The following is a 20933-nucleotide window of genomic DNA, read 5'->3' as shown; positions in this document are numbered from 1 at the left end:
CAGCCGGTGGCAAGGCCAACCAGCGGGGCACCACCGGGCAGGATGGACCCATGCAGTCACCGTTGCGACACGGCAAGGCAGCCATCGGCACCACCCTCGCCGGGGGTGCCCTGGCCGCGCTGTCCCAGGCACCCGAGCGCGCCTCCCGCCTCCTGCGACACCGCTACCCGACCGTGGCGGTGACCGGGATGACCGGCGTCGGCAAGACCCGTCTCGCCGACCGGCTCTCCCGCCGCGCGAGCGCCGAGGGCGGGCACGACGTCGGCTCGGCCGTCATGGAGCGGCGTACGCGTCGCGCAGCGCGGCTGCGCGGCTACCGGTTCCGCGTGGTGCCGGGCGAGAACGCCGCCACCCGCCTGGGCGCGCTCGACGAGGTCTTCCACGACGAGCCGGTCGACGGCGTGCTGCACGTGGTCGCCAACGGGCACGCCACCCCGCGGCGCACGGGCGGGACCAGCGGCGCCGGGGTCGCCACCCGCGAGGAGCAGCTGGCCGCCGAGCTCGAGGACTGGTCGATCACCGCCCACCGCATCGCCAGCATGGCGGTGCGCCGCGAACGGCCGACGTGGCTGGTCGTCGCGGTGACCAAGGCCGACCTGTTCGCCGACGACGTGGACGCGGCCGTGCACTACTACTCCCCCGGCAGCGGGTCGCCCTTCGGCGACAAGCTCGACGAGCTGCGCGCCCTCGCCGGCGGGGCCAAGCTGTCCATCGACGTGCTGCCGGTCTGCGCGCAGGGCGGCGGGCGGAAGTCGGCCATGCCGGACAAGGCGTGCGCCGACCTGCTCGGGCGCCTCGAGCTGCGGCTGGCCCAGCTCTCCGGGCACGTCTGAGGGACGTCGTTCACAGTTTCACCACTTCTGGTTTCGACCCCGTCCACCGGGGCAGAAGACCGCCATGAGGCCGATCGCGATCAACCAGCGGGCGCTGCGCGGCGCCCGGGAGGAGCTCGACTCCGCCCGTGAGGACCTGCGGGCCGCGCTCGCCGACGTCGACCACCCCGCGGACGACTTCCCGTGGCGTGACCTCCTCGTCGAGGGCGTACGCAGCCTCGTCGAGGACGCCGAGCAGGTCGCCCGGCGGTGCCGCACCATCGCCGGCGCGATCGACGACTCGGTCCTCGACTTCGACGAGCTCGACCTCATGGTCGGCGAGGCTGCCCAGGTCGCCGCCCGGCTCGAGCAGGTGAAGCCGTGACGAAGGTCGTCGTCGACCGCATCGAGGCCCAGCAGGACGGGCTGCGCTTCGGCGACCCGATCGGCTGCCACTACCACTGGATCGAGCCCGACGCCGTCGACGCCTACGGCGACTCCGTCCGACGCGTCGGGAGCAAGGTCGAGGCCGCGGCCGAGGCCTTCGAGCGCACCGCCTCGCTGTCGGAGGACGTGTTCTCCGGCGAGGCGGCCGACATGCTCCGCACCCGCGCCGGCCACCGCCACGAGGAGGCGGTCGGCGTCCGCGACGACCTGCGAGGCCTCGGCCGGGCGATCAACGCCTACTCCGACGTGCTGCGCCGGCACCGCGACGGTCTCGAGCAGCTGCGCGCCTACGCCGTGTCGGCCGGCCTCGAGGTCCGCGAGCACCGCATCTGGCCGCCGGTCGAGACCCTCCCGGGCGACGCCCCGCAGAAGGAGGCCGACGCGTGGGAGCGTGACTGGAAGGCCTACCAGCAGTGCTTCGACGCCAAGGTCGAGCTGCGCGACGCCCGCCGGGCGGCCACCCGCGAGCTGGTCAAGGCACTCGCCGACCACGCCGGTGTCCACCCCGACAAGGACGGCGCCAAGGCGGTCGCCGCCCACCACCGCCGCGTGGAGTTCGGCGAGCTGCGGCGCGAGGCCGCCGAGGAGGCGATGGAGGCCGTCCAGGCCGGTGACGCCGCCGAGGCCGCCCGCCACACGGTCGAGGTGCTCAAGCGCCGCGAGCAGGCGGCCCTCGGCGACCTCGAGGAGCTGGTGCTGGCCGAGCGCCCGTCCGCGGAGATCCAGGCACAGGCCGAGAAGGTCGCGGCGCTGCACCGCGAGCTCACCGAGGCGCGCGTCGAGGCCCGCGAGGCCGAGGCGGTGGCCGAGCGCGAGCAGGCCCAGGCCAACCGCGCTGCCCGCGACCTCGACGCGGCCGAGGACGGCCGCCCCCGGATCGTCGCCCAGCCCGCCGACCTCAAGGGCCGGCTGGGCTAGGCCCCGCGGCTGGGGCGTGCCGCCCGTCCGGTCCCTCAGTCCGCCGGCTCGACCTCGAAGCGCGGCACCGGGTTGTCGCGCACCGCGCCGCAGGTCAGCCGCCCCGGGTCGCCCAGCAGGCGACGCACCCGCACCCGGACCGGACGTCCGGCTGCCTCGAGCGACACGGTGGTGAGGTCGGACTCGGTGCGCGCCGACGTGGGCTGGACGTCGTCGAGCCCGGTGAGGCCGAGCCGGCGGCGTACGTCGATCTCGGCGGCCTGCACCGGCATCGCGACGTCGGAGCGTCCGCGCAGGTGGTCGAGCTCGACCCGGCCGTCCGCGACGGCGTCGGCGACCTCGATCGCCGAGGCCGGGTCGACGCGGCCGTAGTAGTGGCCGCGCGGCAGCACCAGCAGGTTTCCGGCGAAGCGGTCGCCGCCGATGTGCGAGCACTCCCACGTCGCCTCGGCGTGGCGGCTCGCGGCGAGCGCCAGGGCGACGGGTCGGCCGCGCTCGGCGCAGCAGGCGTCGTGGCGGCCGTGGGTGCAGACCGCGAGGACCGGCCCCGGGTGGGGATCGAGCCCGGCCGGCGGACCCTCGCGAAGGACTGCGAGGTCGAGGTCGGCGACATCGTCGACCCGGTCGAGCACCGCGCTCGCGAGCCACGAGTCCGCGCCGGCGGCCCGCGCCGCGAAGACGCGGGTGCCCTCGGCGTCGTCGGCTCGCCGACCGGGGCGCCGGACGAGCAGGACCCGCACTCCGGCGCGGCGGCCCGAGTCGGCCAGGTGCGCACCGAGGCCGTCGGGGAGGCGGGCGTCGCGCAGGGCGTCGGCGCCCCACGGACCGGCGTGCTCGACGAGGAGGAAGCTGCGCACGGTCGAGGCGGTGCCGGCGAGGTCGTCGGCGCGCTCCAGGCTGGCGGCAGCGCAGCGGAAGCCGGTCACCGCACGACCTCGAGCAGGCCCTCCCGCACCAGCCGCCGGCTCAGCACCAGGGCGCTCGCGGGATCGAGCGGGAGGTCGGCGGGCGTGAGCTCGGTGCGGCCGGCCACGACCCCGAGCGCCTCGCGGATCCGCGCCGGGACACGCAGCACCCGGTCGCCGAGCAGCAGGCGCAGCGTGTCGCCGTCGTCGACGATCCGGCACGGGTGACCCGGGCGGCGGCGCAGCGCCGTGTCGGCGGCCAGGCCGTCATCCCGGGCGAGCGCCTCGCGGTCGAGCAGCGCCCCGGCCATGCGCGGTGGGCGCTGGGAGAGGAAGCGCACGACCTGGTCGTCGGCCACGGCGGGCGCGTCGAGTCGGCGTACGGCGTCGGCGAGCGCGGTGACGTGTCCGGCCAGCTCCTCCGAGAGCCGGACGGGGTCGTCGAGGTAGCCGGCCGGCAGGTGCGCGTCGGGCACCTCGGCGAGCAGCAGGCCGACCTCGCGGGTCAGCAGGCTGCGCCAGGTGAGCTGGTTGATGCCGATGGTGAGGTGCAGCGACACCGCCTCCTGCGCGCGGGCGGCGTGGGGGGTGCCGGTGGGGAGGTAGGCGGCGACGCCGGGCTCGAGGAGGAGGTCACCCGGCCCGCCCTCGCCGTGGATCTCCCACAGCTTGGTGCCGTGGGTCTGGAGCACGAAGACGTCGTGGGAGTCGGAGTGCACGGCGAAGCCCTGCGCCCCGGCCGGGGTGAGGTAGGCGTTGGCCTGGCAGGGGTGCCCCAGCTCCAGCTCGAGCTCGGCCACCAGGTCCGCGACGGGGGTCCAGTAGCGCTGCAGTCCCTGGAGCACGATCGTGGCGCCCTCGTCGTGGAGGCGCATCAGCTTCACCGGGTCCACCAGCCCGGTCAGCGGCTTGCCGGCGAGGCTGCCGCCCCGGGTGAACGCCGACTCCGGCAGCACCGAGCCGTTGCGGGCCACCCGGACGGCCGGGGCGCGGATCGCGGTCTCGGTGAGGAGGTGGTCGACGTCGGCGAGCGACAGGACGCTCGCGCCGTACGCCGGGTCGGTGCGGTGCACGTGGACCGACGACGCCCAGACCTTGTCGATGAAGGTCCGGGCGTCGCCGGTCAGGCGGTCGAGAGCGCTCAGAGCGCGGTCCCGTCGGTGCCGTCGGCGTCGGTCGAGTCACCGTCGGTGGCGTCGGTGCTGTCGCCGTCCGTGGCATCGGCGTCGGTGCCGTCGGCGTCCGTCGAGTCACCGTCGGTGGCGTCGGTGCTGTCGCCGTCGGTCGCGTCGGCGTCGGTGCCGTCGGCGTCGGTGCCCGGCGCGGCCGGGACACCCGTCGGGTCGACGCCCTCGGTGGTCATCTCGTCGTCGTTGAGCGGGTTGTCAGGAGTCGACGTCATGGATCCTCCTCGTCAGGTCCGGCGGGCGGTCCGTCGGCGCTCCGCCAGTGTGGGCGGCGGCGCGACCACCGTCCCACACCCCTCCGGGCGGAGGAAGGCTCCGCTCAGGGCGTACGCACCTCGAAGCGCGTGGTCGCCTTGACCTTGTCGTCACCGCACGACTGGCGGCGTACGGGTCCCGGGACGGCCACCAGCTCGTCGTCCGGGTCGCCGCCGGAGAGCACGTGGAGCTCGCGCGCCTGCTCGACGCCCGGTCGTCCGGCACGACCGCGGGTCACCTCGGCCGGCACCTCGCCCCGCGCCACGGCCTCGCACGCGGCCAGGACGTTGGAGGTGTCGAGGCGCCCGAGCGTGAGGCCGCTGGGCAGCGCCAGCAGGGTCCCGGAGAACCGGTGGCCGCCGAGGTGCGTGGTCTCCCAGGTGCCGTCTGGCCACTCCTCGGCCAGCAGGCCCGCGACCGGGCGTCCGAGCTCGGCGCAGCAGCGGTCGCGCTTGCCGTTGGTGCACACCAGCCACAGCGGGTCGGCGTACGCCGGCAGGGTGCGCAGGTCGAGGTCGAGGAGGTCCTCGGGCCGATCGAGCACCGTGGCGCCGACGTCGTAGCCCTCGGGGGTGGCGCGGGCGTGGAAGACGTGCGTGCCGGGCCCGGCGCTGCCGTCGTAGCGGCGCAGCAGGAAGACCTTCAGGTCGAGCCCGGCCAGGTGGGTGCGGACGACCTCCGGCAGGCGGTTGTCGGCCACCGCGTCGCGCCCCCACGGCCCCGGGCACTCCACGAGGAGGATCTCGGGATCGGTCGGCGCGGTGCCGACGATCGGCTCGCCGTCGTCGACGCTGGCGAAGGAGCACCGGAAGTCAGACATGGCGTGCAGTCTGGCCGACCGGTGCTCCTCGCCGGGGGTCAGTACCTCTGGTTCTGCCAGAGCAGGCCTGCAGCGGCGTACTCGGCGGCGTTGCAGTAGCCGCCGTAGGTCCGGTAGCGCTCGGGGGAGATGAGCTCCTTGGCGCAGTCGGCGGCGTGCTCGAGCGGGGACCACTCGGGCGCCATCGGGACGGTCGCCACGTTGGGGTCGGGGTTGTTGTCGGCCACGAACACCTCGGCGGAGCGGGCCACGAGCGTGCTCCAGTCCTGGTTGGTGCCGCCCCAGTTGTAGAACTGCTTGGCGTGCGCGCACTCGTGGATCGAGATGCCGAGCTTGCTGACCTCCGGCTCCCGGGTGAGCGTGGCGAGGGTCGCGGCGTCGATCGTGATGCCGTACTGCCAGTCGAAGACGCCGGTGTGGTCCTCGGTGATGCCGGTCGTGTCGATGGTGACGCTGGCGTTCGGGCAGAGGTTGGCGATGGGGGCGTAGAAGCGGGCCTGCTCGCCGGTGTACATCGCCTGGTTCTCGAAGCGGACGGTCACCCGGTCGGAGGCGACGCTGCGCCGCGCCTTCCTCGGCCCCTTCGTGATCTTCTTGGTCTTGAGGCGGTAGTCGACGTTCTGCGCGACGACACCGGCGGGGACGACGTGGGCGGGGATGCGGGCGGTGACGAGCGTGCGGCCGATCTTGCCGCGGGCCCCCGAGACGCGGGTCCACTTCCCGCCGTCGACCCTGGCCTGGACGAAGACCTTCTTCGGCAGGATCGGCTTCACGCCGCGGTAGGTCTTCCAGGCGGCCTGCAGCTGGATCCCGGTGCCGGAGCCGCGCACCGCGGTCGTGAAGCCGAAGCCGTCGAGGCGGTTGTACTTCCTGCCCCAGAAGGCGAAGAGCGGGCGGCGGGCCGCCTTGGCGGCGACCGCCCGGGCGGAGTCCGGGGTCGAGCGCACCAGCGGGGCCGGCGGGGCGAGCGGCTGCACGTCACGCGTCGACACCCCGGAGTCGGGGGTCCGGCCCTCGACAGAGGGAGTGGAAGGTACGGCCCCGGCAGGGCCGGCCACGACGAGCGTCGGCGAGACGATCACCGCCGCTGCTGCCAGTGCGGTGGCGAGACGACGACCTGCGCTCATGTGGTGGCTCCGTTGCTGGTGTGGCTGGTGCTGCTGGGCTGGCTCCTGCCTACCCGGCGGGGGTGGTCGGCAAACGCCGGCGCCTCCCCGCCGGACTCAGAGCAGCCCACGGCGCCGGGCGACGGCCGCCGCCTCGGTCCGTGACGCGGCGTCGAGCTTGGCCAGGATGTTGGAGACGTGGACCGAGACGGTCTTGGTGCTGATGAAGAGCTGCTTGCCGATCTCACCGTTGCTGCGTCCCTCCGCGACGAGGGCGAGGATCTCTGCCTCACGCGGGGTGAGCACCGCGGCCGGCGCTCCCGGCGCCGGGGCCGGCGCCGATCCCTGCGCGAGCAGCTCGGCGAGCAGGGGCTCCGCCTTCATCGCGTGCGCCGCCTCGCGAGCCAGGTCGGCCGCGGCGCGGGCGCCCGTTGCGTCGCCGGTGGCACGCAGCACGCCCGCCAGCCGCACCCGAGCCTGCGCGAGCTCGGGCACGCTGCCGAACGCCACGGCCGTCTCCTCCGCGTGGCGCCAGGCCGACACGAGCTCGTCGGCCGACGGCGGGTCGAGCTGCGCGAGCCACCGCCAGCGGAGGTGCTCCGCAGCCCGTCGGGCCACCCACATGCGGTACTCCGGGCCGCGGCTGGCCTCGTAGGGGGAGTAGAAGTCGATCACCCGGCCGCCGTCGGACATCAGCCGGTCCACGTCGGCGGCGCAGGCCGCGCGCTCGTCGGCGGACAGGTGCGCGGCGGCGCCCGCGAAGGCGCCGACGACCAGGGTCGCGAGCCGCAGCCGCGCCTGGAACCACTCGTGCCAGAGAGGTACGACGCTCGCGACCACGTCGTCGTAGACCGCCAGCGCGGTCGCCGGGTCGTCGGCCGCGGCGGCCCGCAGGACCTCGGCGGTGCCGGCGGTGATCGCCGTGATGCCGTCGGTGCCCCAGTGCTCGCGCAGCCGCTGGAGCGCGTTGTCGCTGTGGGGGCCGCCGCGCAGCCCGAACTGGATGAGGACCTGGTGGGCGAAGTACATCCACTCGTAGACCATCGGCGGGTCCTGCCCGCTGACGTCGAGGGTCCACCACGCCTTGCCGAGCCGGCCCTGGTGGGTCAGCGCGACGGCGAGCAGCAGCCGCGCCTCCGCGGGGTAGGGCGACCAGGTGAGCCCGCCGACCTCGCTGCGCTCGAGCACCTCGCGGTAGACGTCGCCGGCCGCGCCGAGGTCGCCGCGGTCCTGGTGGAGGCGGCCGAGGAAGTAGAGGGCGCGCAGCTCGGGCTCGATCAGGCCGGCCGCACGGGCACGGTCCGCGGCGGCCCGCCACCCGACACCGGGGTCCGCCCCGCCCGCCGGGTCGAGGCCGGCCAGCGTGGTGTGGAGCTCGACGGCGAGGCTGGTGAGGTCGTTGCGCTCGGCGATCTCGAGCGCCTCGAGCGCGGCCGCGCGCGCCTCGTCGGCGTGCCAGTTGCCGAGGGTCTCGGCGTGCACGAAGAGCGCCCGCGCGAGCAACCTCGGCGGCCCGTCGCGCAGCAGCCCGACAGCCTCCGCCGCGGTCTCGCCCGGGGACTCGGTCGTGTCGGTGAGGAGCAGGGCCGAGGCCAGCGCCGTCAGCAGCTGGCCGCGGTCGACGTCGGAGGCGTCGGCCGGCATCGCGGCCAGCCGCGCCCGCAGCACCTTGACCGCCTTCGGCACCCGACCGGCGGCGACCAGTGCCTCCGCGCAGCGGCGTACGAGCGCGAGCGGGTCGAGGTCGGACACAGGCGTGCGGGACGTGTCGATGAGCTCGAGCGCGTCGAGGAAGTGGGTGGCCGCCTCCGACGGGCCGCCGACCGCGAGCGCCTCCTCGCCGGCCTCGACCGACGCGCGGACCGCCACGGGACGGTCGTCGGCGCGACGGGCGTGCTGGGCCAGCTCGGCGGCCGTGCCGACCGCACGCCCCTCCCCCAGCGCCGAGACGAAGTCGGCGTGCAGCCGCACCCGCTCGCCGGGCAGCAGGTCGTCGTAGACAGCCTCGCCGAGCAGCGCGTGGCGGAAGGCATAGGTGCCGCCGCGGGAGGCGGCGAGGACGTTGGCCTCCACGGCCGTGCGCAGCGCGCCCTCCAGCTCCTCGGAGCCCAGGTCGGAGACGGCAGCGAGCAGGCCGTGGCTCACCTGGCGCCCGGCCACGGACACGATGCGCACCACGCGACGGGTCACCTCGTCGAGCCGGTCGAGGTGCACCAGCAGCACGTCGGCGAGCTCGCCCGGCACCTGGCCCGAGCCGGCCGCGCCGACGAGCTCCTCGACGAAGAAGGGGTTGCCCTCGGCCCGGTCCACGATCGAGACGTATTCGGCCTCCGACAGCGTGCCCGGGCGCAGCGCGCGGACGAGACGGCGTACGTCGTCGTCGGCGAGCGGGTCGAGCGGGAGCCGGTCGACGCCGTGCAGGCGCATCCACTCCGCCACCTGGCGCCGAAGCGGGTGGCGGCGGTGGAGGTCGTCGGAGCGGTAGGACACGACGAGCGAGACGCCCGGGACCGGGCGGGAGAAGAGGAAGCTCAGCATGTCGCGGGTCGACTCGTCGGCCCAGTGGGCGTCCTCGACGACCACGAGCACCGGCGCCTGCTCGGCGACGGCGGAGAGGAGGTCGCCGAACGCGTCGTAGACGTTGCCGCGGTCGAGGGCCTGGTCGCCCGACGCGGTCTCGCTGCTGCGGATGCGACGGCCCGGCTGGAGGCGCGCGAGCGTCGGGTGGCGGTCGAGCACCCGGCCGGCGACGTCGGGCTGGTCGGCCATGACCCGGCCGAGGACCTCGGAGAAGGGGAGGTAGGGCAAGGAGCTGTCGGCGAGGTCGAGGCAGTGGCCGGCGACGACCTGCCAGCCGGCCTCGAGCGCGGTGTCGCGCAGCGCCATGATCAGCCGGGTCTTGCCCACACCGGCGTCACCGGCGACGAGCATGGCGCGCACCGACGCCCCGGCTCCGGACGCACGGATGCCGAGCTGGGCACTCAGCTGCTCCAGCTCGGCATCGCGTCCGATGAGATCGGTGGTCCGCAGGGCCGGCACGGACGACATTGTGTCGCCTCCGTCCGACACCCGCGGGTCGATCGCGGTGCGGGTCACTTCCGGGTGTCGGTGGCGCGGGCCCGCGTCCAGCGGCGTACGCCGTAGTCCTGGCGCACCTTGTCCTGGCGGTAGGCGATCTCGGCACCCAGGAAGCTGTCGGTGGTGAACATGTCCTTCTCCTCTTCTCGGTCGGCCCTTTGCGGGCCGTGAGGAGAGAGTCCGTCCGTGAGGTAGGCAGGAACATCGGGCGGGTGCCCTATCCGTGGGTGGCTGGCTACCTCAGATCGGCGCGCGGCGGCGTACGGCAGGGGCCTGAGGTAGCCCGCGGGGTCGTAGTCCAGTGAGTTCTGGCTGGCGGCTGCGGGTAGTCCAGTGACCGATGGTCGTCAGGCGGCCTCCTCAGCAGCCACAAGTCACTGGACTACCCCGCCAACTCGACCCCCGATAGTCAGACGACCGGGCGACCGGCCTGCCAGACCCCGGCGACGAGGGGCACGCCGGGGCGGTAGGCGAGGTGGACGTGGGACGGAGCGTCCAGCAGGACGAGGTCGGCGGCCTTTCCGGGGGCGAGCACGCCGACGTCGTCGCGGCCGAGGGCCCCCGCGCCCGTCGCGGTGGCCGCGTGCAGCGCCTCGGCGGGACTCATCCGCATCTCGCGCACGGCCAGCGCGATGCACAGCGCCATCGACGAGGTGAAGCAGGAGCCGGGGTTGCAGTCGCTGGCCAGCGCGACCCGTACGCCTGCGTCGAGGAGGCGACGCGCGTCGGGATAGGGCTGGCGGGTGGAGAACTCCACGCCCGGCAGGAGCGTGGCGATCGTGCCTGAGTCGCTGAGGGACTCGACGTCGAGGTCGGACAGGAAGGTGCAGTGGTCGACCGCGACCAGGCTGAGCTCGCAGGCGAGCCGCACGCCGCCGCCGTACGTCAGCTGGTTGGCGTGGAGCCGTCCGCGCAGGCCGCTGTCGGACCCCGCGGCCAGGATGGTGCGTGCCTGGTCGACGTCGAAGGCGCCGTCCTCGCAGAACACGTCGATCCACCGGGCGTGCGGTGCCGCGGCCGCGAGCATGGGGCCGGTGACGAGGTCGACGTAGTCCTCGGGGGTTATTCCGCTGGGGACGACGTGGGCGCCGAGGAAGGTCGTCTCGTCGGTGAACTGCCGCGCCACCGCGAGGCTGCGTGCCTCGTCGTGGACCGAGAGCCCGTAGCCGCTCTTGATCTCGACGGTGGTCGTGCCCTGCGCGCGCATCTCGGCGACGAGGCGCGCGACGTGGGAGGTCAGCTGCTCGTCGCTGGCGGCGCGGGTGGCGGCGACGGTGGTGCGGATGCCGCCGGCGGAGTAGGGCTCGCCGGTCATCCGGGCCTCGAACTCGCCCGACCGGTCGCCGGCGAAGACGAGGTGGCTGTGCGAGTCGACGAAGCCCGGGATGACGGCCCGGCCGCCGGCGTCGACGTGCACGTCCGCGGCCGGCGCCTCGGCGGCCGGACCGACCCAGGCGATGCGGCTGCCCTCGACGACGACGGCGGCGTCGTGGACGAGCCCGAGCAGGCCGCCCTGCTCCGTGCGCGCCGGGTCGTTGGTGACCAGCTCGCCGATGCCGGTGATCACTGTCGTGGTCATGCCTGACCCTCCCAGATCCTCCCGATGGCCCCGTCGAGCTCGCGCCCGATCGCGGCGCGGTCGCCGTCCTCGACGATCCAGCGACCGTCGGCCATGACGCGGCGTACGTCCTCGGCGGAGGCGGCGAAGACGACGGCGTTCTCGTCGCGCCCGGTGCCGGCGGTGCGCGGGCTGGCCGGGTCGATGACGACGAGGTCGGCGCGGCGGCCGACGGCGATCGCTCCGGCGTCGTCCCAGCCGAGCGAGGCGTGGCCGTCGGTGGTCGCCGCAGTGAGCAGCTCGGCGGCGGCCCAGTGACCCCGCTGCTGGGTCGCGAGCCGCTCGTCGAGCTCGACGGCGCGCATCTCCTCGAAGGGGTCGACCACGGCGTGGCTGTCGCTGCCGAGGGTCAGCCGGGCGCCGACGTCGTGGAGCCGGCGTGAGGGCCCGATGCCGTCGCCGAGGTCGCGCTCGGTGGTCGGGCAGAAGGCGGCGTACGCCCCGGCCCCGCCGATCAGCGCGATGTCGTCGTCGCTCAGGTGGGTGGCGTGGACCAGCGACGTCGTCGGGCGCAGGAGGCCGTGGTCGGCGAGCAGCCGCGTCGGGGTGACGCCGTACGCCTCGAGGCAGGCGTCGTTCTCAGCGACCTGCTCGGAGACGTGGGCGTGCAGGGGGCGGTCGCCGACCCAGCCCGCGACCGCGTCGAGCGCCTCGCGCGGGACGGCCCGCACCGAGTGGACGGCCGCGCCGACGCGGGCGTGGGGCTCGACGACCAGCCCGTCGACGCGCTCCAGCCATGCCTCGACCGTCCCGTCGCTGTAGCGCACCTGCGCGCCCTCGGGCGGCGCGCCGAAGCCGGACGAGAGGTAGAGCGTGTCGAGCAGGGTGAGCCGGATGCCGGCCTCGCGGGCCGCGTGCACGAGCGCGAGCCCCATCTCGTTCGGGTGGGCGTGGGGCGTGCCGTCGGGCTGGTGGTGGAGGTAGTGGAACTCCCCGACGCACGTGATCCCGGCGGCGGCCATCTCGCGGTAGGTCGCGAGCGCGAGGGCGAGGTAGGTGTCGGGGTCGAGCCGAGCGGCGACGGCGTACATCTGGTCGCGCCAGGTCCAGAAGGAGCCGCGCTCGCGCTGGGTGCGTCCGCGCAGCGCCCGGTGGAAGGCGTGGCTGTGGGTGTTGGCGAGGCCGGGGACGACCAGGCCGCGGACCGGGATCGCGCGCGGCGGGTCGCTGTCGGGCGTGACGGAGGTGAAGCGGCCGTCCTCGACCTCGACGAGCACGTCGTCGGCGAAGCGGTCGCCGAGCCAGGCGCGTTCGAGGAGGTACGCCGTCACCGGGCGAGCTCCTCGAGCACGTCGGCGAGCGCCTCGACGCCGGCCAGGCAGTCGGTGGTCTCGGCGTGCTCGTCGGGTGAGTGCGAGACGCCCGTGGGGTTGCGCACGAAGACCATCGCGGTGGGGATGCCGGCGTCGGACAGGATGCCGGCATCGTGCCCGGCCTGCGTCGGGATCACGGGCCAGTCGCCGAGCCCGTCCAGCCGCGCGGCGAGGTCCGGGTCGAAGGCGACCGAGCCGGAGACCGACTCCGCGGTGACGGTGAGCGAGGTGCCGTCGCGACCGGCACGGTCCTGCGCCTGACGTCCGACGGCGTCGACCATATCGGCCAGCGCGTCGTCGGAGGAGGCGCGGGCGTCGAGCCAGGCGGTGACGAGCGAGGGGACGGAGTTGGTGCCGTTGGGCTCGACCGAGATCCGGCCGAAGGTCGCGCGCTGGCCGGCGAGCCGGGCCTGCTTGTTGGCGGCGAGGGCGGTCATCGCGTAGGTCAGCATCGGGTCGTGGCGGTCCTCCATGCGGGTCGTGCCCGCGTGGTTGGCCTGGCCGGCGAAGTCGAAGCGCCAGCGCCCGTGCGGCCAGATCTCGCTGGCCAGCCCGACCGCGACGTCGCGGTCGACGAGGTCGCGGCCCTGCTCGACGTGGAGCTCGACGAAGGTGCCGACCCTCTCCAGGGAGAGCAGCCCGGTCGACGGGTCGAGCCCGGCGGCCTCGACGGCGTCGGCGAGGAAGACCCCGTCCCGGTCGCGCAGCTCGCGTGCCTCGTCCCACGTCGTCGCGCCGGTGACGAGGCGCGAGCCGAGGCAGGCGCGGCCGAAGCGCGAGCCCTCCTCCTCGACGAAGACCCCTATCCCGATCGGCCGGCCCGGCGCGAAGTCACGCCCGCGCATCGTGTCGACCGCGGCGAGCGCGGAGACGACGCCCAGCGGACCGTCGTACGCCCCGCCGTCGAGGACGGAGTCGAGGTGCGAGCCGGTCAGCACGCCCTTCCCGGTCGCGGAGCCGGGCGTCCACCAGGCGACCTGGTTGCCGATGCCGTCAGTCTCGACGGTCAGCCCGCGCGCGGCGCACTCCTCCGCGAACCAGCTGCGGAGCTCGGACTCGGCCGAGGCCCAGGGCTGGCGGAAGTAGCCACCGGACGCGGCCGATCGCCCGACCGGCGCCAGGTCACGCCACATCTGCTCGAAGCCCATGCCGCCAGTCCATCGTCAACGCCGACCGGGGTCAACGCGGGGCCGCGGGGGTTCGTCTCGGATCCGAGACGATCCGCGCGCCTGGCCCGGTGCTGTAACGCCGGGTTAGGAGCTGTACCCACCCGGATATATCCAGGTGGGTACAAGCACCAACCCGGCGTTACAGCGGGAGTGCGACCAGCGAGAAGCAGGGGCGTGGCAACCTGCCCCCATGGACTTCCGCGAGGTCGTACGCCGTCGCCGCATGGTGCGCCGCTACTCCGACGCCCCGGTGGACCCGGAGGTCGTCGACCGGATGCTCGCGCACGCCCAGCGCGCGCCCAACGCCGGTTTCAGCCAGGGCTGGGCCTTCCTGGTGCTCGACACCGCCGACGACGTCGCCCGCTTCTGGGAGTCCACCGGCGCCGAACCGGAGACGCACAACGCCTGGCTCGACGGGATGCGGACCGCACCGGTCGTGATCGTCCCGCTGGCCAGCAAGGAGGCCTACCTCGAGCGCTACGCCGAGCCCGACAAGGGATGGACCGACCGGAGCGAGGGCCGGTGGGCGGTGCCGTACTGGTGGGTCGACACCGGGATGGCGGCGCTGCTCGTCCTCCAGACGGCCGTCGACGAGGGCCTGGGCGCGTGCTTCTTCGGCATTCCCGGCGAGCACGTCGACTCCTTCCGCGCGGCGTTCGGCATCCCCGACCACCACGCGCCGGTCGGCGCGATCACCGTCGGGCACCGCCTCGCCGACACCGGCGCGAGCGGATCACCGGCGCGACGGGAGCGGCGTGACGACGTCGTCCACCGCGGCCGGTGGTGAGCGCAGCGGCTCGAGCGCCTCGCGCACCTGCGCGAGCAGGGGCCGCTCAGCGGGGTCGAGGCTGAGGCACGCCGCCAGCAGGTCGCGCACCTCCTCGGGCACCGCATCGAGGCCCGCCGGCGCGACGGGCGCGCGGCGGTGGACCAGGGGCCAGCGCCGGCGGGAGTCCCACGTGGCCTCGTCGCCGTACGGCGCAGTGCGCGCGAGCGCCTCGACGAGGGTCATGCCGAGACCCCAGACGTCGGTCGCCGCCGACAGCCCGCGGCCCCGTGCCTGCTCGGGCGCGAGGTAGCCGCGCGTCCCCGCACCCGGCCGGCCCTCGCCCGGCCGCCCGGCCAGGCTGAGGTCGATGAGCACCGCCTTCCCGTGGTCGACGACCACGTTGTCCGGCTTGAGGTCGAGGTGGAGCCAGTCGTGGCGGTGGAGGTAGCCCAGGACCGACGCGAGCTGGCAGCCGAGCTCCGCGACGTCGGCGAGCCCGAGCGGCTCCTCCTCCACCAGCGCCGAGAGCGTGGCGCCGCGCAGCGTCTCCAGCACGACGGTCGGCGGGTCGTCGAGGACGTCGTAGCCGCGGACCAGGTGCGGGTGGGCGAGCGTGGTGGCCAGGTGCCCCTCGAGCAGCACCGCCTGCCGCACCCGCGGGTCGTCGCGCCGGTCGGCACGCAGCAGCTTGACCACGCAGCGGGTGCCGCGTGCTTCGTCCCAGGCGTCCCACGTCTCGAGCCGCCGGCCGTCGGCCAGCAGGGCGAGGGGACGGTAGCCCTGCGGCAGGTCGCCCGTCGGCGTACGTCGGGTGGCGCGGGCGCTCACGTCGCCACCGCCCGGAGCCGCTCCCCGGTCCGGAGCGGGGCCTCGAGGGAGACCACCCGGTCGACGTGCTCGAGCACCACCGGGTCGTGGGTGAGCACGATGATCGTGCGGTCCCGCTCTCCCTGCGTGAGCGCGGCCATCAGCCGGCGCGACGCCTCCGCGTCGAGGCCCGTGGTGGGCTCGTCGAGCACGAGCACGCGTCCGGGGCGCAGCAGCGCACGGGCGATGGCGAGCCGCTGGCGCTGCCCGCCGGACAGGCTGCGGCCGCGCTGCCCGATGCGGCTCTCGTAGCCGCCCGGCAGGGCCTCGACGAAGTCGTGCGCGTCGGCCGCGCGGGCGGCCGCGCGGACCTCGGCGCGGGAGGCGTCGGGGCGCGCGAGGACGAGGTTGTCGTGGACGCTGGCGTCCAGCATCAGCTGCTCCTGGTGCACGACCGTGACGGCGTCGCGCACGGAGGCGGCGGTGTGGTCGGCGACGTCGTGGCCGTCGAGGGCCACCACGCCGGCGTCGGCGACGAGCTGGCGCGTGAGCAGCCGGGCCAGCGACGTCTTGCCGGACCCGCTGGGGCCGACCAGTGCGACGACCTCGCCCGCGGCGACGTCGAGGGAGACCTCGTGCAGCGCAGGCCGGCTGGTGCCGGGGTAGGTCAGCGAGACACCGCGCACCGACACCGCGCCGCGGCCGGCGGGCAGAGGCGTGGCGCCCGGACGGTCACCGCCGACGGGCTCGTCGAGGAGCTCGACCACGCGCTCCACCCCGGCGCTGGCCGAGTAGAGCGCCGGCACGAGGTCGGCCAGCGTGCGGACCGGGCCGAAGCACTGCAGCAGCAGCGCCAGGAAGGCGAGGAGCCCGCCGAGGGTGAGCCGGTCGGTCGCCAGGGCCCAGACGCCCATCGTCACCACCAGCAGCATGCCGACCAGCTCGGCGAGGTCGACCAGCGGCAGGAAGACCGCACGGATGCGGCTGGCGGCGAGCTCGGCGCCGGCGATCGCGCGGTTGTGGCCGTCGTACGTCTCGACCGCGCGGTCCTCGCGGCCGTAGGACTGCACCAGCGAGGCGTTGGCGAGCGCCTCCTCCGTGACGCTGCCGAGCGAGCCCCCGCGCCGACGGCGCTCGCGCGAGACGTCGCGGGTCAGGCGGGCGAAGCGGGTGGAGATCCACCAGAAGAGCGGCCCGACAACCAGCGAGGCGAGCGCGAGCTGCCACTGCATCCACAGCAGCGCGCCGGCGAACACGACCAGCCGCACGAGCGCGCCGAGGCCCTCGCTGACGTGGGTGACCATGAAGCGCTCGACGGCGGCGACGTCGGTGGTGAGGCGCGTGAGGGTGTCGCCGAGGCGGCGGCGGTCGTGGGTCGCCGCCGGCAGCGAGAGGACGTGGGAGAAGACGTCGCGGCGCAGGTCGACGAGGAAGCGCTGCGAGACGTAGGTCGCGAGGTAGTCGTCGGCACCCGAGACCAACCCGCTCAGCAGGTTGAGGCCGATGTAGAGCAGTGCCAGCAGCAGGAGCGGCTCGAAGGCCGCCGGGACCAGCACGTCGTCGACCAAGCGCTGGTAGAGCAGCGCCTCGGCCACCGAGATGGCCGGCGCGGCCGCCAGCAGGAGCACCCCGAGGACCAGCCACCCGCGCAGGGGTCGCAGCCGCGGCCAGAACATCCGGGCGATGTCGACGAGGCGCAGCGACGCCGCCACGTCGACGAGGGCCGACTGCTCGGGGGCGGCGCGCAGGGCCGCGGCGAGGCGACTGCGTACGGACATCGGTGCTCCTGCGGTGGTGTGGTCGGGAACGAGCGGGACGGGCAGGCGGCCCCGGGGGTCGGGCCGCCCACCCGTCGTGGTGGTGCGTGGGTTCAGCTCGAGCGCGACCAGCTGCGGCTGCGGTTGCGGCGGCGACGACGCCGGCGGCGGCGACGCCCGTCGTTGCTCGAGTCGGAGCCGCCGCGACGGGCCTGGACGGCCGGTGCGAGGGCGGTGAGGATTCCGGAGCGGGCCATGGTGGCCTCCTTCGGTTTCGGTACCCGGGGTGTCCCGGCTGACGAGGAAGACTCTGGGCGCCGTGCATGACACGACCGTGAGGTGACGGTGAGAGCGCCCTCATGGAGCCGGCGGCGGCGCTACGGTCACCCCCATGACCGCTCTGCCTACCGAGACACGTGCGGTGGGCGCCCTGCAGGCCCTCGTCCGCATCCCGACCGTCAGCGACCGCGACCATGCTCGCGTCGACGCCGACGCCTTCGAGCGGCTCCTGGCCGAGCTCGCCCGCCAGTTCCCGCTGCTCCACGAGCGGCTCGAGGTGATTCGCGTCGGCACCCACGGCCTGCTCGCGCACTGGGCCGGCGCGAGCACCGAGCGACCGGTCGTGCTGATGGCCCACCTCGACGTCGTACCCGTCGACCCGGACGCTCCCTGGCAGCACGAGCCCTTCGGCGGCGAGGTGCACGACTCCCCCGTCGGACCTGCGATCTGGGGTCGCGGCACCCTCGACGACAAGGGCTGCGTCGTCGGCATCTGCACGGCCGTGGAGCAGCTGCTCGAGGCCGGTCACGTCCCGGCCCAGGACGTCTGGCTGTCCTTCGGCTGCGACGAGGAGGTCAGTGGCACCGCGGCGATCGAGGCGGTCGGCGTGCTGCGCGAGCGCGGCGTGACGCCGTGGCTGGTGCTCGACGAGGGCGGCGCGATCGCCGGCGGCGCGTTCCCGGGCGTGAAGGCGCCACTCGGGGTGATCGGCGTGACCGAGAAGGGCACCACCTCGCTCGAGCTGGTCGCCGAGGGCCGCGGCGGGCACGCCTCGACGCCCGCTCCGAACGGTCCGACGGCCCGCATCGCGCGGGCGATCCTGCGGGTCGAGAAGTCACCCTTCCCCGCCTCCGCACCGGCGCCCACCCTCGAGCTCATGCGCCGACTGGCGCCGCACGTCCCGCTCCCGCTGCGACCGCTCCTGTCCCGCGCGGACCGGATGGCGCCGGTCGTCACCCGAGCGCTCCTCGCCGCCGGTCCCGAGGCCGCCGCCATGACGCGTACGACGGTCGCGACCACCACCCTCAGCGGGTCGCCCGCACTCAACGTCATCGCTTCCACGGCCCGCGCCGGGCTCAACATCCGCGTGATGGTGGGCGACACCGTGGCCGGGGTGGTCGAGCACGTCCGGAAGGCCGTCGCCGACGACTCGATCCGCATCGAGCTCGTCGAGTCCGGCGAGCCCTCGCCGGTGTCGCCGATGGACGAGCCGTTCGAGCTGCTGGAGGACTGCATCGGCGCGGTCTTCCCCGACGCGGTCGCGACGCCCTACGTGATGATGGCGGCCACCGACTCACGCCACTTCACCGCGATCAGCCAGCACGTCTACCGCTTCGCCCCCTTTCGGATGACCAAGGCGCAGCGCGAGGCCATCCACTCCTACGACGAGCACCTCGGCGTGGCCGACCTGCTCGACGGCGTCCGCTGGTACGCCCTGCTGATCGAGAGGCTCCCGTCATGACCACCACCCGGCCCCCGGCCCAGACCGCCGCGAGGGGCTTGGCGGCCATCGTCGGCTTCCTCGTCCTCGTCGAGGTCGCCAGCGGGATCCTGCAGGGCTACTACACGCCGATCTACCCGCAGATCGCCGAGCACCTCTCGATCAGCGAGGGCGACATCAACTGGTTCGAGGCGGCGCAGCTGATCGTCAGCGCGCTGTGCATCCCGCTCCTGGCGCGGCTCGGCGACCTCGTCGGGCACAAAACCGTGCTGCTCGTCTCGACCGCCGTGACCGCCCTCGGCTCGTGGTGGCTGGCCTTCGCCCCGGACTTCACCACCTTCCTCATCGGCTGGGCGATCCAGGGCGCGTACGTCGTGTGGCTGCCGCTGGAGATCGCGATCATCCACCGCCGCACGCGCGACTCGGGCCGCCAGCAGCTGCTGACCCGGCGCGGCGCGGCGATCCTGGTCGGGGCGCTCGAGCTCGCCGTCATCATCGGAGCGGTCACCAGCGGCGTGCTCGTCGAGTCGCTCGACATGAACGTCCTGCTCGCCATGCCCGCGATCGTCGTGACCGCGGTCTTCTTCGTGATCCTCGTCGGCGTCGAGCAGGCGCCCGGCGACGACACCGGCGGCATCGACTGGACCGGCCTGGCGCTCGTCACCGTCGCCCTCGGCGTGCTGATGGGCGGCCTGGTCTGGCTGCGCCTGGACGGCGCGGGCTCGCTCCTCGGCTGGTCGACGATCGCGCTCTCCACCGTGGTCTTCGCGGCCTTCTGGCGCTTCGAGCTGCAACACCCCGAGCCGATCGTCGACGTACGTCTGCTCTCGAGCCCGGCCCAGTGGCCGGTGCAGGTGACCGCCTTCCTCTTCGGCATCCCGGTCCTCGGCGGGCAGATCCCCCTGTCGACCTACGCCCAGGCCGACCCCGTCGAGCGCGGCTACGGCCTCGGCGCGGAGCCCGCCTTCATCTCCACCCTGATCGGGCTCTACGTCGTCACGCTGGCGATCGGCGCGTTCACCCTGCCTCTGACGACCCGGCTGCTGGGCGGCGTACGCCGTGCGCTGGTCGTCGCGTGCTGCCTCGTCGGGCTGGGCTACCTGCTGTGGCTGCCCTTCAACACCGAGACGTGGCAGGCGCTCGTCAACATGGGCATCGCCGGCCTCGGGTCGGGCGCGCTGGTCGCGGCCCTGCCCGCCGCGGCGGCCGCCGCCGCACCCCCCGAGCGCACCGGCATCGCGACCGGCATGACGAACGGCACCAAGACCGTCGGCGGCGCGATCGCCTCGGCGGTCTTCGCCATCGCCCTCACCGCGACCGGCTCGCTCGACGCGACCGCCGAGGAGGTGGCGCCCTTCAGCGGCTACCTCGCCGTGTGGGCGGTCTGTGCCGGCGCAGCCTTCCTCGCGGCGCTCGCGCTGCTGGCCGCACCGAAGCACGCCTTCAGCGACGCACCCGTCGGCGGCCACTAGCCTCGTCCCTGGCCGGGACGGACCCGGTCGGGAGCGGGGGCGACCATGGACGAGACAGTTGGCACGACCGGGGCGGGGACGACGACGGACGAGGCCGGCAGGTTCCGGGCGTTCACCGGCTTCGGTCTCGCCCTGACGGCGCTGCTCGGGGGCGGGCTCTACGCCTCCGCGTTCCAGTGGCTGGGGATGAAGCTGTTCAACCAGGCCGACAGCGACCGGCTCTACTTCACGGGCATCGCCGCGAGCCCGCTCGTGATGGCGCTGGTCGCGCTCGGGCTGGCCGCGGGGGCGCTGGGTTCGGACGACCCGCTCGTCCGACCGGTGGCCCGCGCCACCGGCGTGCTCGGTAGGCTGGCCGTCGTGGGTTCAGCACTGCTGCTGGCGGTCACGCTCGACACTCCCTGAGCGGCCGGGTGCACTAGGTTCATCGCCATGACTCGGGGGAATCGGGCGCGCCTGGCCGCGCTCACGACGGCACTGCTCACCCTTCCGCTGCTCGCCGGACCGCCGGCCCTGGCCGCGGACCGTACGCCCACCGTCGCGGTCGCGACGGACGACCGGGCCGCGGAGCGTGCGCCCACCCGGCTGCCTGGCGGTGGACGGACGGTGTTCGGCAAGAAGCGCTTCCTCACCGCCTACTACGGCACCGCAGGCACCGGTGTGCTCGGCGTCCTCGGGGAGACCGACCCGGACCGCGCCTTCCGCCGGATCGTGCGCGCCGGCAAGCCCTTCCTCCAGCGCGGCGAGCGCCTCCAGCCCGTCTAGGAGCTCATCGTCACG

20 protein-coding genes are annotated in these 20933 nt (G+C 74.5%); 8 read left to right on the top strand and 12 right to left on the bottom strand.

Annotated features, from left to right (window positions below):
- The first annotated feature begins 50 nt into the window (after nt 1–50).
- The 3 genes from IRX98_RS10065 to IRX98_RS10055 all read left to right on the top strand — a co-directional run bounded on the left by IRX98_RS10065 (nt 51) and on the right by IRX98_RS10055 (nt 2177).
- Nucleotides 51–833, top strand: a complete 783-nt coding sequence (locus IRX98_RS10065; RefSeq protein ID WP_224276328.1) for a DEAD/DEAH box helicase family protein — start codon at nt 51–53, stop codon at nt 831–833.
- Between the two features lie 64 nt (nt 834–897).
- Nucleotides 898–1197, top strand: coding sequence for a hypothetical protein (locus IRX98_RS10060; RefSeq protein ID WP_224276325.1), 300 nt, complete (start codon nt 898–900; stop codon nt 1195–1197).
- Nucleotides 1194–2177 (top strand): hypothetical protein, encoded by a 984-nt coding sequence (locus IRX98_RS10055; RefSeq protein WP_224276323.1) that lies wholly within the window; start codon nt 1194–1196, stop codon nt 2175–2177. The genes IRX98_RS10060 and IRX98_RS10055 overlap by 4 nt, the downstream gene beginning before the upstream one ends.
- 35 nt (nt 2178–2212) lie before the next feature.
- Here IRX98_RS10055 and IRX98_RS10050 read toward each other — a convergent pair whose 3' ends face one another.
- The 9 genes from IRX98_RS10050 to IRX98_RS10005 form a co-directional block, all read right to left on the bottom strand.
- Nucleotides 2213–3103, bottom strand: coding sequence for a ferredoxin family protein (locus tag IRX98_RS10050; protein ID WP_224276321.1), 891 nt, complete (start codon nt 3101–3103; stop codon nt 2213–2215).
- On the bottom strand, nt 3100–4155 hold the full coding sequence (locus IRX98_RS10045) for a cupin domain-containing protein (RefSeq protein WP_308044630.1): 1056 nt from the start codon (nt 4153–4155) through the stop codon (nt 3100–3102). The genes IRX98_RS10050 and IRX98_RS10045 overlap by 4 nt, the downstream gene beginning before the upstream one ends.
- A 68-nt stretch (nt 4156–4223) precedes the next feature.
- Nucleotides 4224–4484 (bottom strand): hypothetical protein, encoded by a 261-nt coding sequence (locus tag IRX98_RS10040; RefSeq protein WP_224276319.1) that lies wholly within the window; start codon nt 4482–4484, stop codon nt 4224–4226.
- Between the two features lie 104 nt (nt 4485–4588).
- Nucleotides 4589–5344 carry a sucrase ferredoxin gene (locus tag IRX98_RS10035; protein ID WP_224276317.1) on the bottom strand — a complete coding sequence of 252 codons (756 nt, stop codon included), beginning with the start codon at nt 5342–5344 and terminating at the stop codon, nt 4589–4591.
- A 38-nt stretch (nt 5345–5382) separates the two neighbouring features.
- Nucleotides 5383–6471, bottom strand: a complete 1089-nt coding sequence (locus IRX98_RS10030; protein ID WP_224276315.1) for a hypothetical protein — start codon at nt 6469–6471, stop codon at nt 5383–5385.
- Between the two features lie 96 nt (nt 6472–6567).
- Nucleotides 6568–9489 (bottom strand): helix-turn-helix transcriptional regulator, encoded by a 2922-nt coding sequence (locus tag IRX98_RS23450; RefSeq protein WP_308044625.1) that lies wholly within the window; start codon nt 9487–9489, stop codon nt 6568–6570.
- A gap of 448 nt (nt 9490–9937) precedes the next feature.
- A complete protein-coding gene (hutI, locus tag IRX98_RS10015; RefSeq protein WP_224276313.1) occupies nt 9938–11107 on the bottom strand; it encodes an imidazolonepropionase in 1170 nt (389 codons plus the stop codon).
- Nucleotides 11104–12417: a formimidoylglutamate deiminase gene (locus IRX98_RS10010; protein ID WP_224276311.1), complete on the bottom strand. Its 1314-nt coding sequence runs from the start codon at nt 12415–12417 to the stop codon at nt 11104–11106. The genes hutI and IRX98_RS10010 overlap by 4 nt, the downstream gene beginning before the upstream one ends.
- Nucleotides 12414–13607: an allantoate amidohydrolase gene (locus IRX98_RS10005; RefSeq protein WP_224276309.1), complete on the bottom strand. Its 1194-nt coding sequence runs from the start codon at nt 13605–13607 to the stop codon at nt 12414–12416. The genes IRX98_RS10010 and IRX98_RS10005 overlap by 4 nt, the downstream gene beginning before the upstream one ends.
- A 211-nt stretch (nt 13608–13818) precedes the next feature.
- On the opposite strand from IRX98_RS10005, the gene IRX98_RS10000 reads away from it, so the two are divergent.
- A complete protein-coding gene (locus IRX98_RS10000) occupies nt 13819–14415 on the top strand; it encodes a nitroreductase family protein (protein ID WP_224276307.1) in 597 nt (198 codons plus the stop codon).
- Here the strand turns inward: IRX98_RS10000 and IRX98_RS09995 are convergent.
- The 3 genes from IRX98_RS09995 to IRX98_RS09985 all read right to left on the bottom strand — a co-directional run bounded on the left by IRX98_RS09995 (nt 14362) and on the right by IRX98_RS09985 (nt 17218).
- Nucleotides 14362–15225: a serine/threonine-protein kinase gene (locus IRX98_RS09995; protein WP_224276306.1), complete on the bottom strand. Its 864-nt coding sequence runs from the start codon at nt 15223–15225 to the stop codon at nt 14362–14364. The genes IRX98_RS10000 and IRX98_RS09995 overlap by 54 nt on opposite strands.
- Complete coding sequence (locus IRX98_RS09990; RefSeq protein WP_224276305.1) at nt 15222–16982, bottom strand: ABC transporter ATP-binding protein; 1761 nt, start codon at nt 16980–16982, stop codon at nt 15222–15224. Before IRX98_RS09990 ends, IRX98_RS09995 begins: the two co-directional genes overlap by 4 nt.
- Nucleotides 16983–17074: 92 nt before the next feature.
- Nucleotides 17075–17218: a hypothetical protein gene (locus IRX98_RS09985; protein ID WP_224276304.1), complete on the bottom strand. Its 144-nt coding sequence runs from the start codon at nt 17216–17218 to the stop codon at nt 17075–17077.
- Between the two features lie 134 nt (nt 17219–17352).
- On the opposite strand from IRX98_RS09985, the gene IRX98_RS09980 reads away from it, so the two are divergent.
- The 4 genes from IRX98_RS09980 to IRX98_RS09965 are packed head-to-tail and all read left to right on the top strand — an operon-like array spanning nt 17353 to nt 20918.
- The gene (locus IRX98_RS09980; protein WP_224276303.1) at nt 17353–18702 is read left to right on the top strand and encodes a M20/M25/M40 family metallo-hydrolase; all 1350 of its coding nucleotides are present in this window, start codon (nt 17353–17355) and stop codon (nt 18700–18702) included.
- Nucleotides 18699–20153, top strand: coding sequence for an MFS transporter (locus IRX98_RS09975; RefSeq protein ID WP_224276302.1), 1455 nt, complete (start codon nt 18699–18701; stop codon nt 20151–20153). Before IRX98_RS09980 ends, IRX98_RS09975 begins: the two co-directional genes overlap by 4 nt.
- 45 nt (nt 20154–20198) lie before the next feature.
- Nucleotides 20199–20558 (top strand): hypothetical protein, encoded by a 360-nt coding sequence (locus IRX98_RS09970; RefSeq protein ID WP_224276301.1) that lies wholly within the window; start codon nt 20199–20201, stop codon nt 20556–20558.
- A gap of 27 nt (nt 20559–20585) precedes the next feature.
- Nucleotides 20586–20918 (top strand): hypothetical protein, encoded by a 333-nt coding sequence (locus IRX98_RS09965; protein WP_224276300.1) that lies wholly within the window; start codon nt 20586–20588, stop codon nt 20916–20918.
- The last annotated feature ends 15 nt before the right edge of the window (nt 20919–20933 follow it).

This window comes from Nocardioides lacusdianchii, from assembly GCF_020102855.1.
GTDB lineage: Bacteria > Actinomycetota > Actinomycetes > Propionibacteriales > Nocardioidaceae > Nocardioides > Nocardioides lacusdianchii.
The sequence above is the reverse complement of the archived record's forward strand: the minus strand, read 5'-3'. Positions and strand labels throughout refer to the sequence as shown.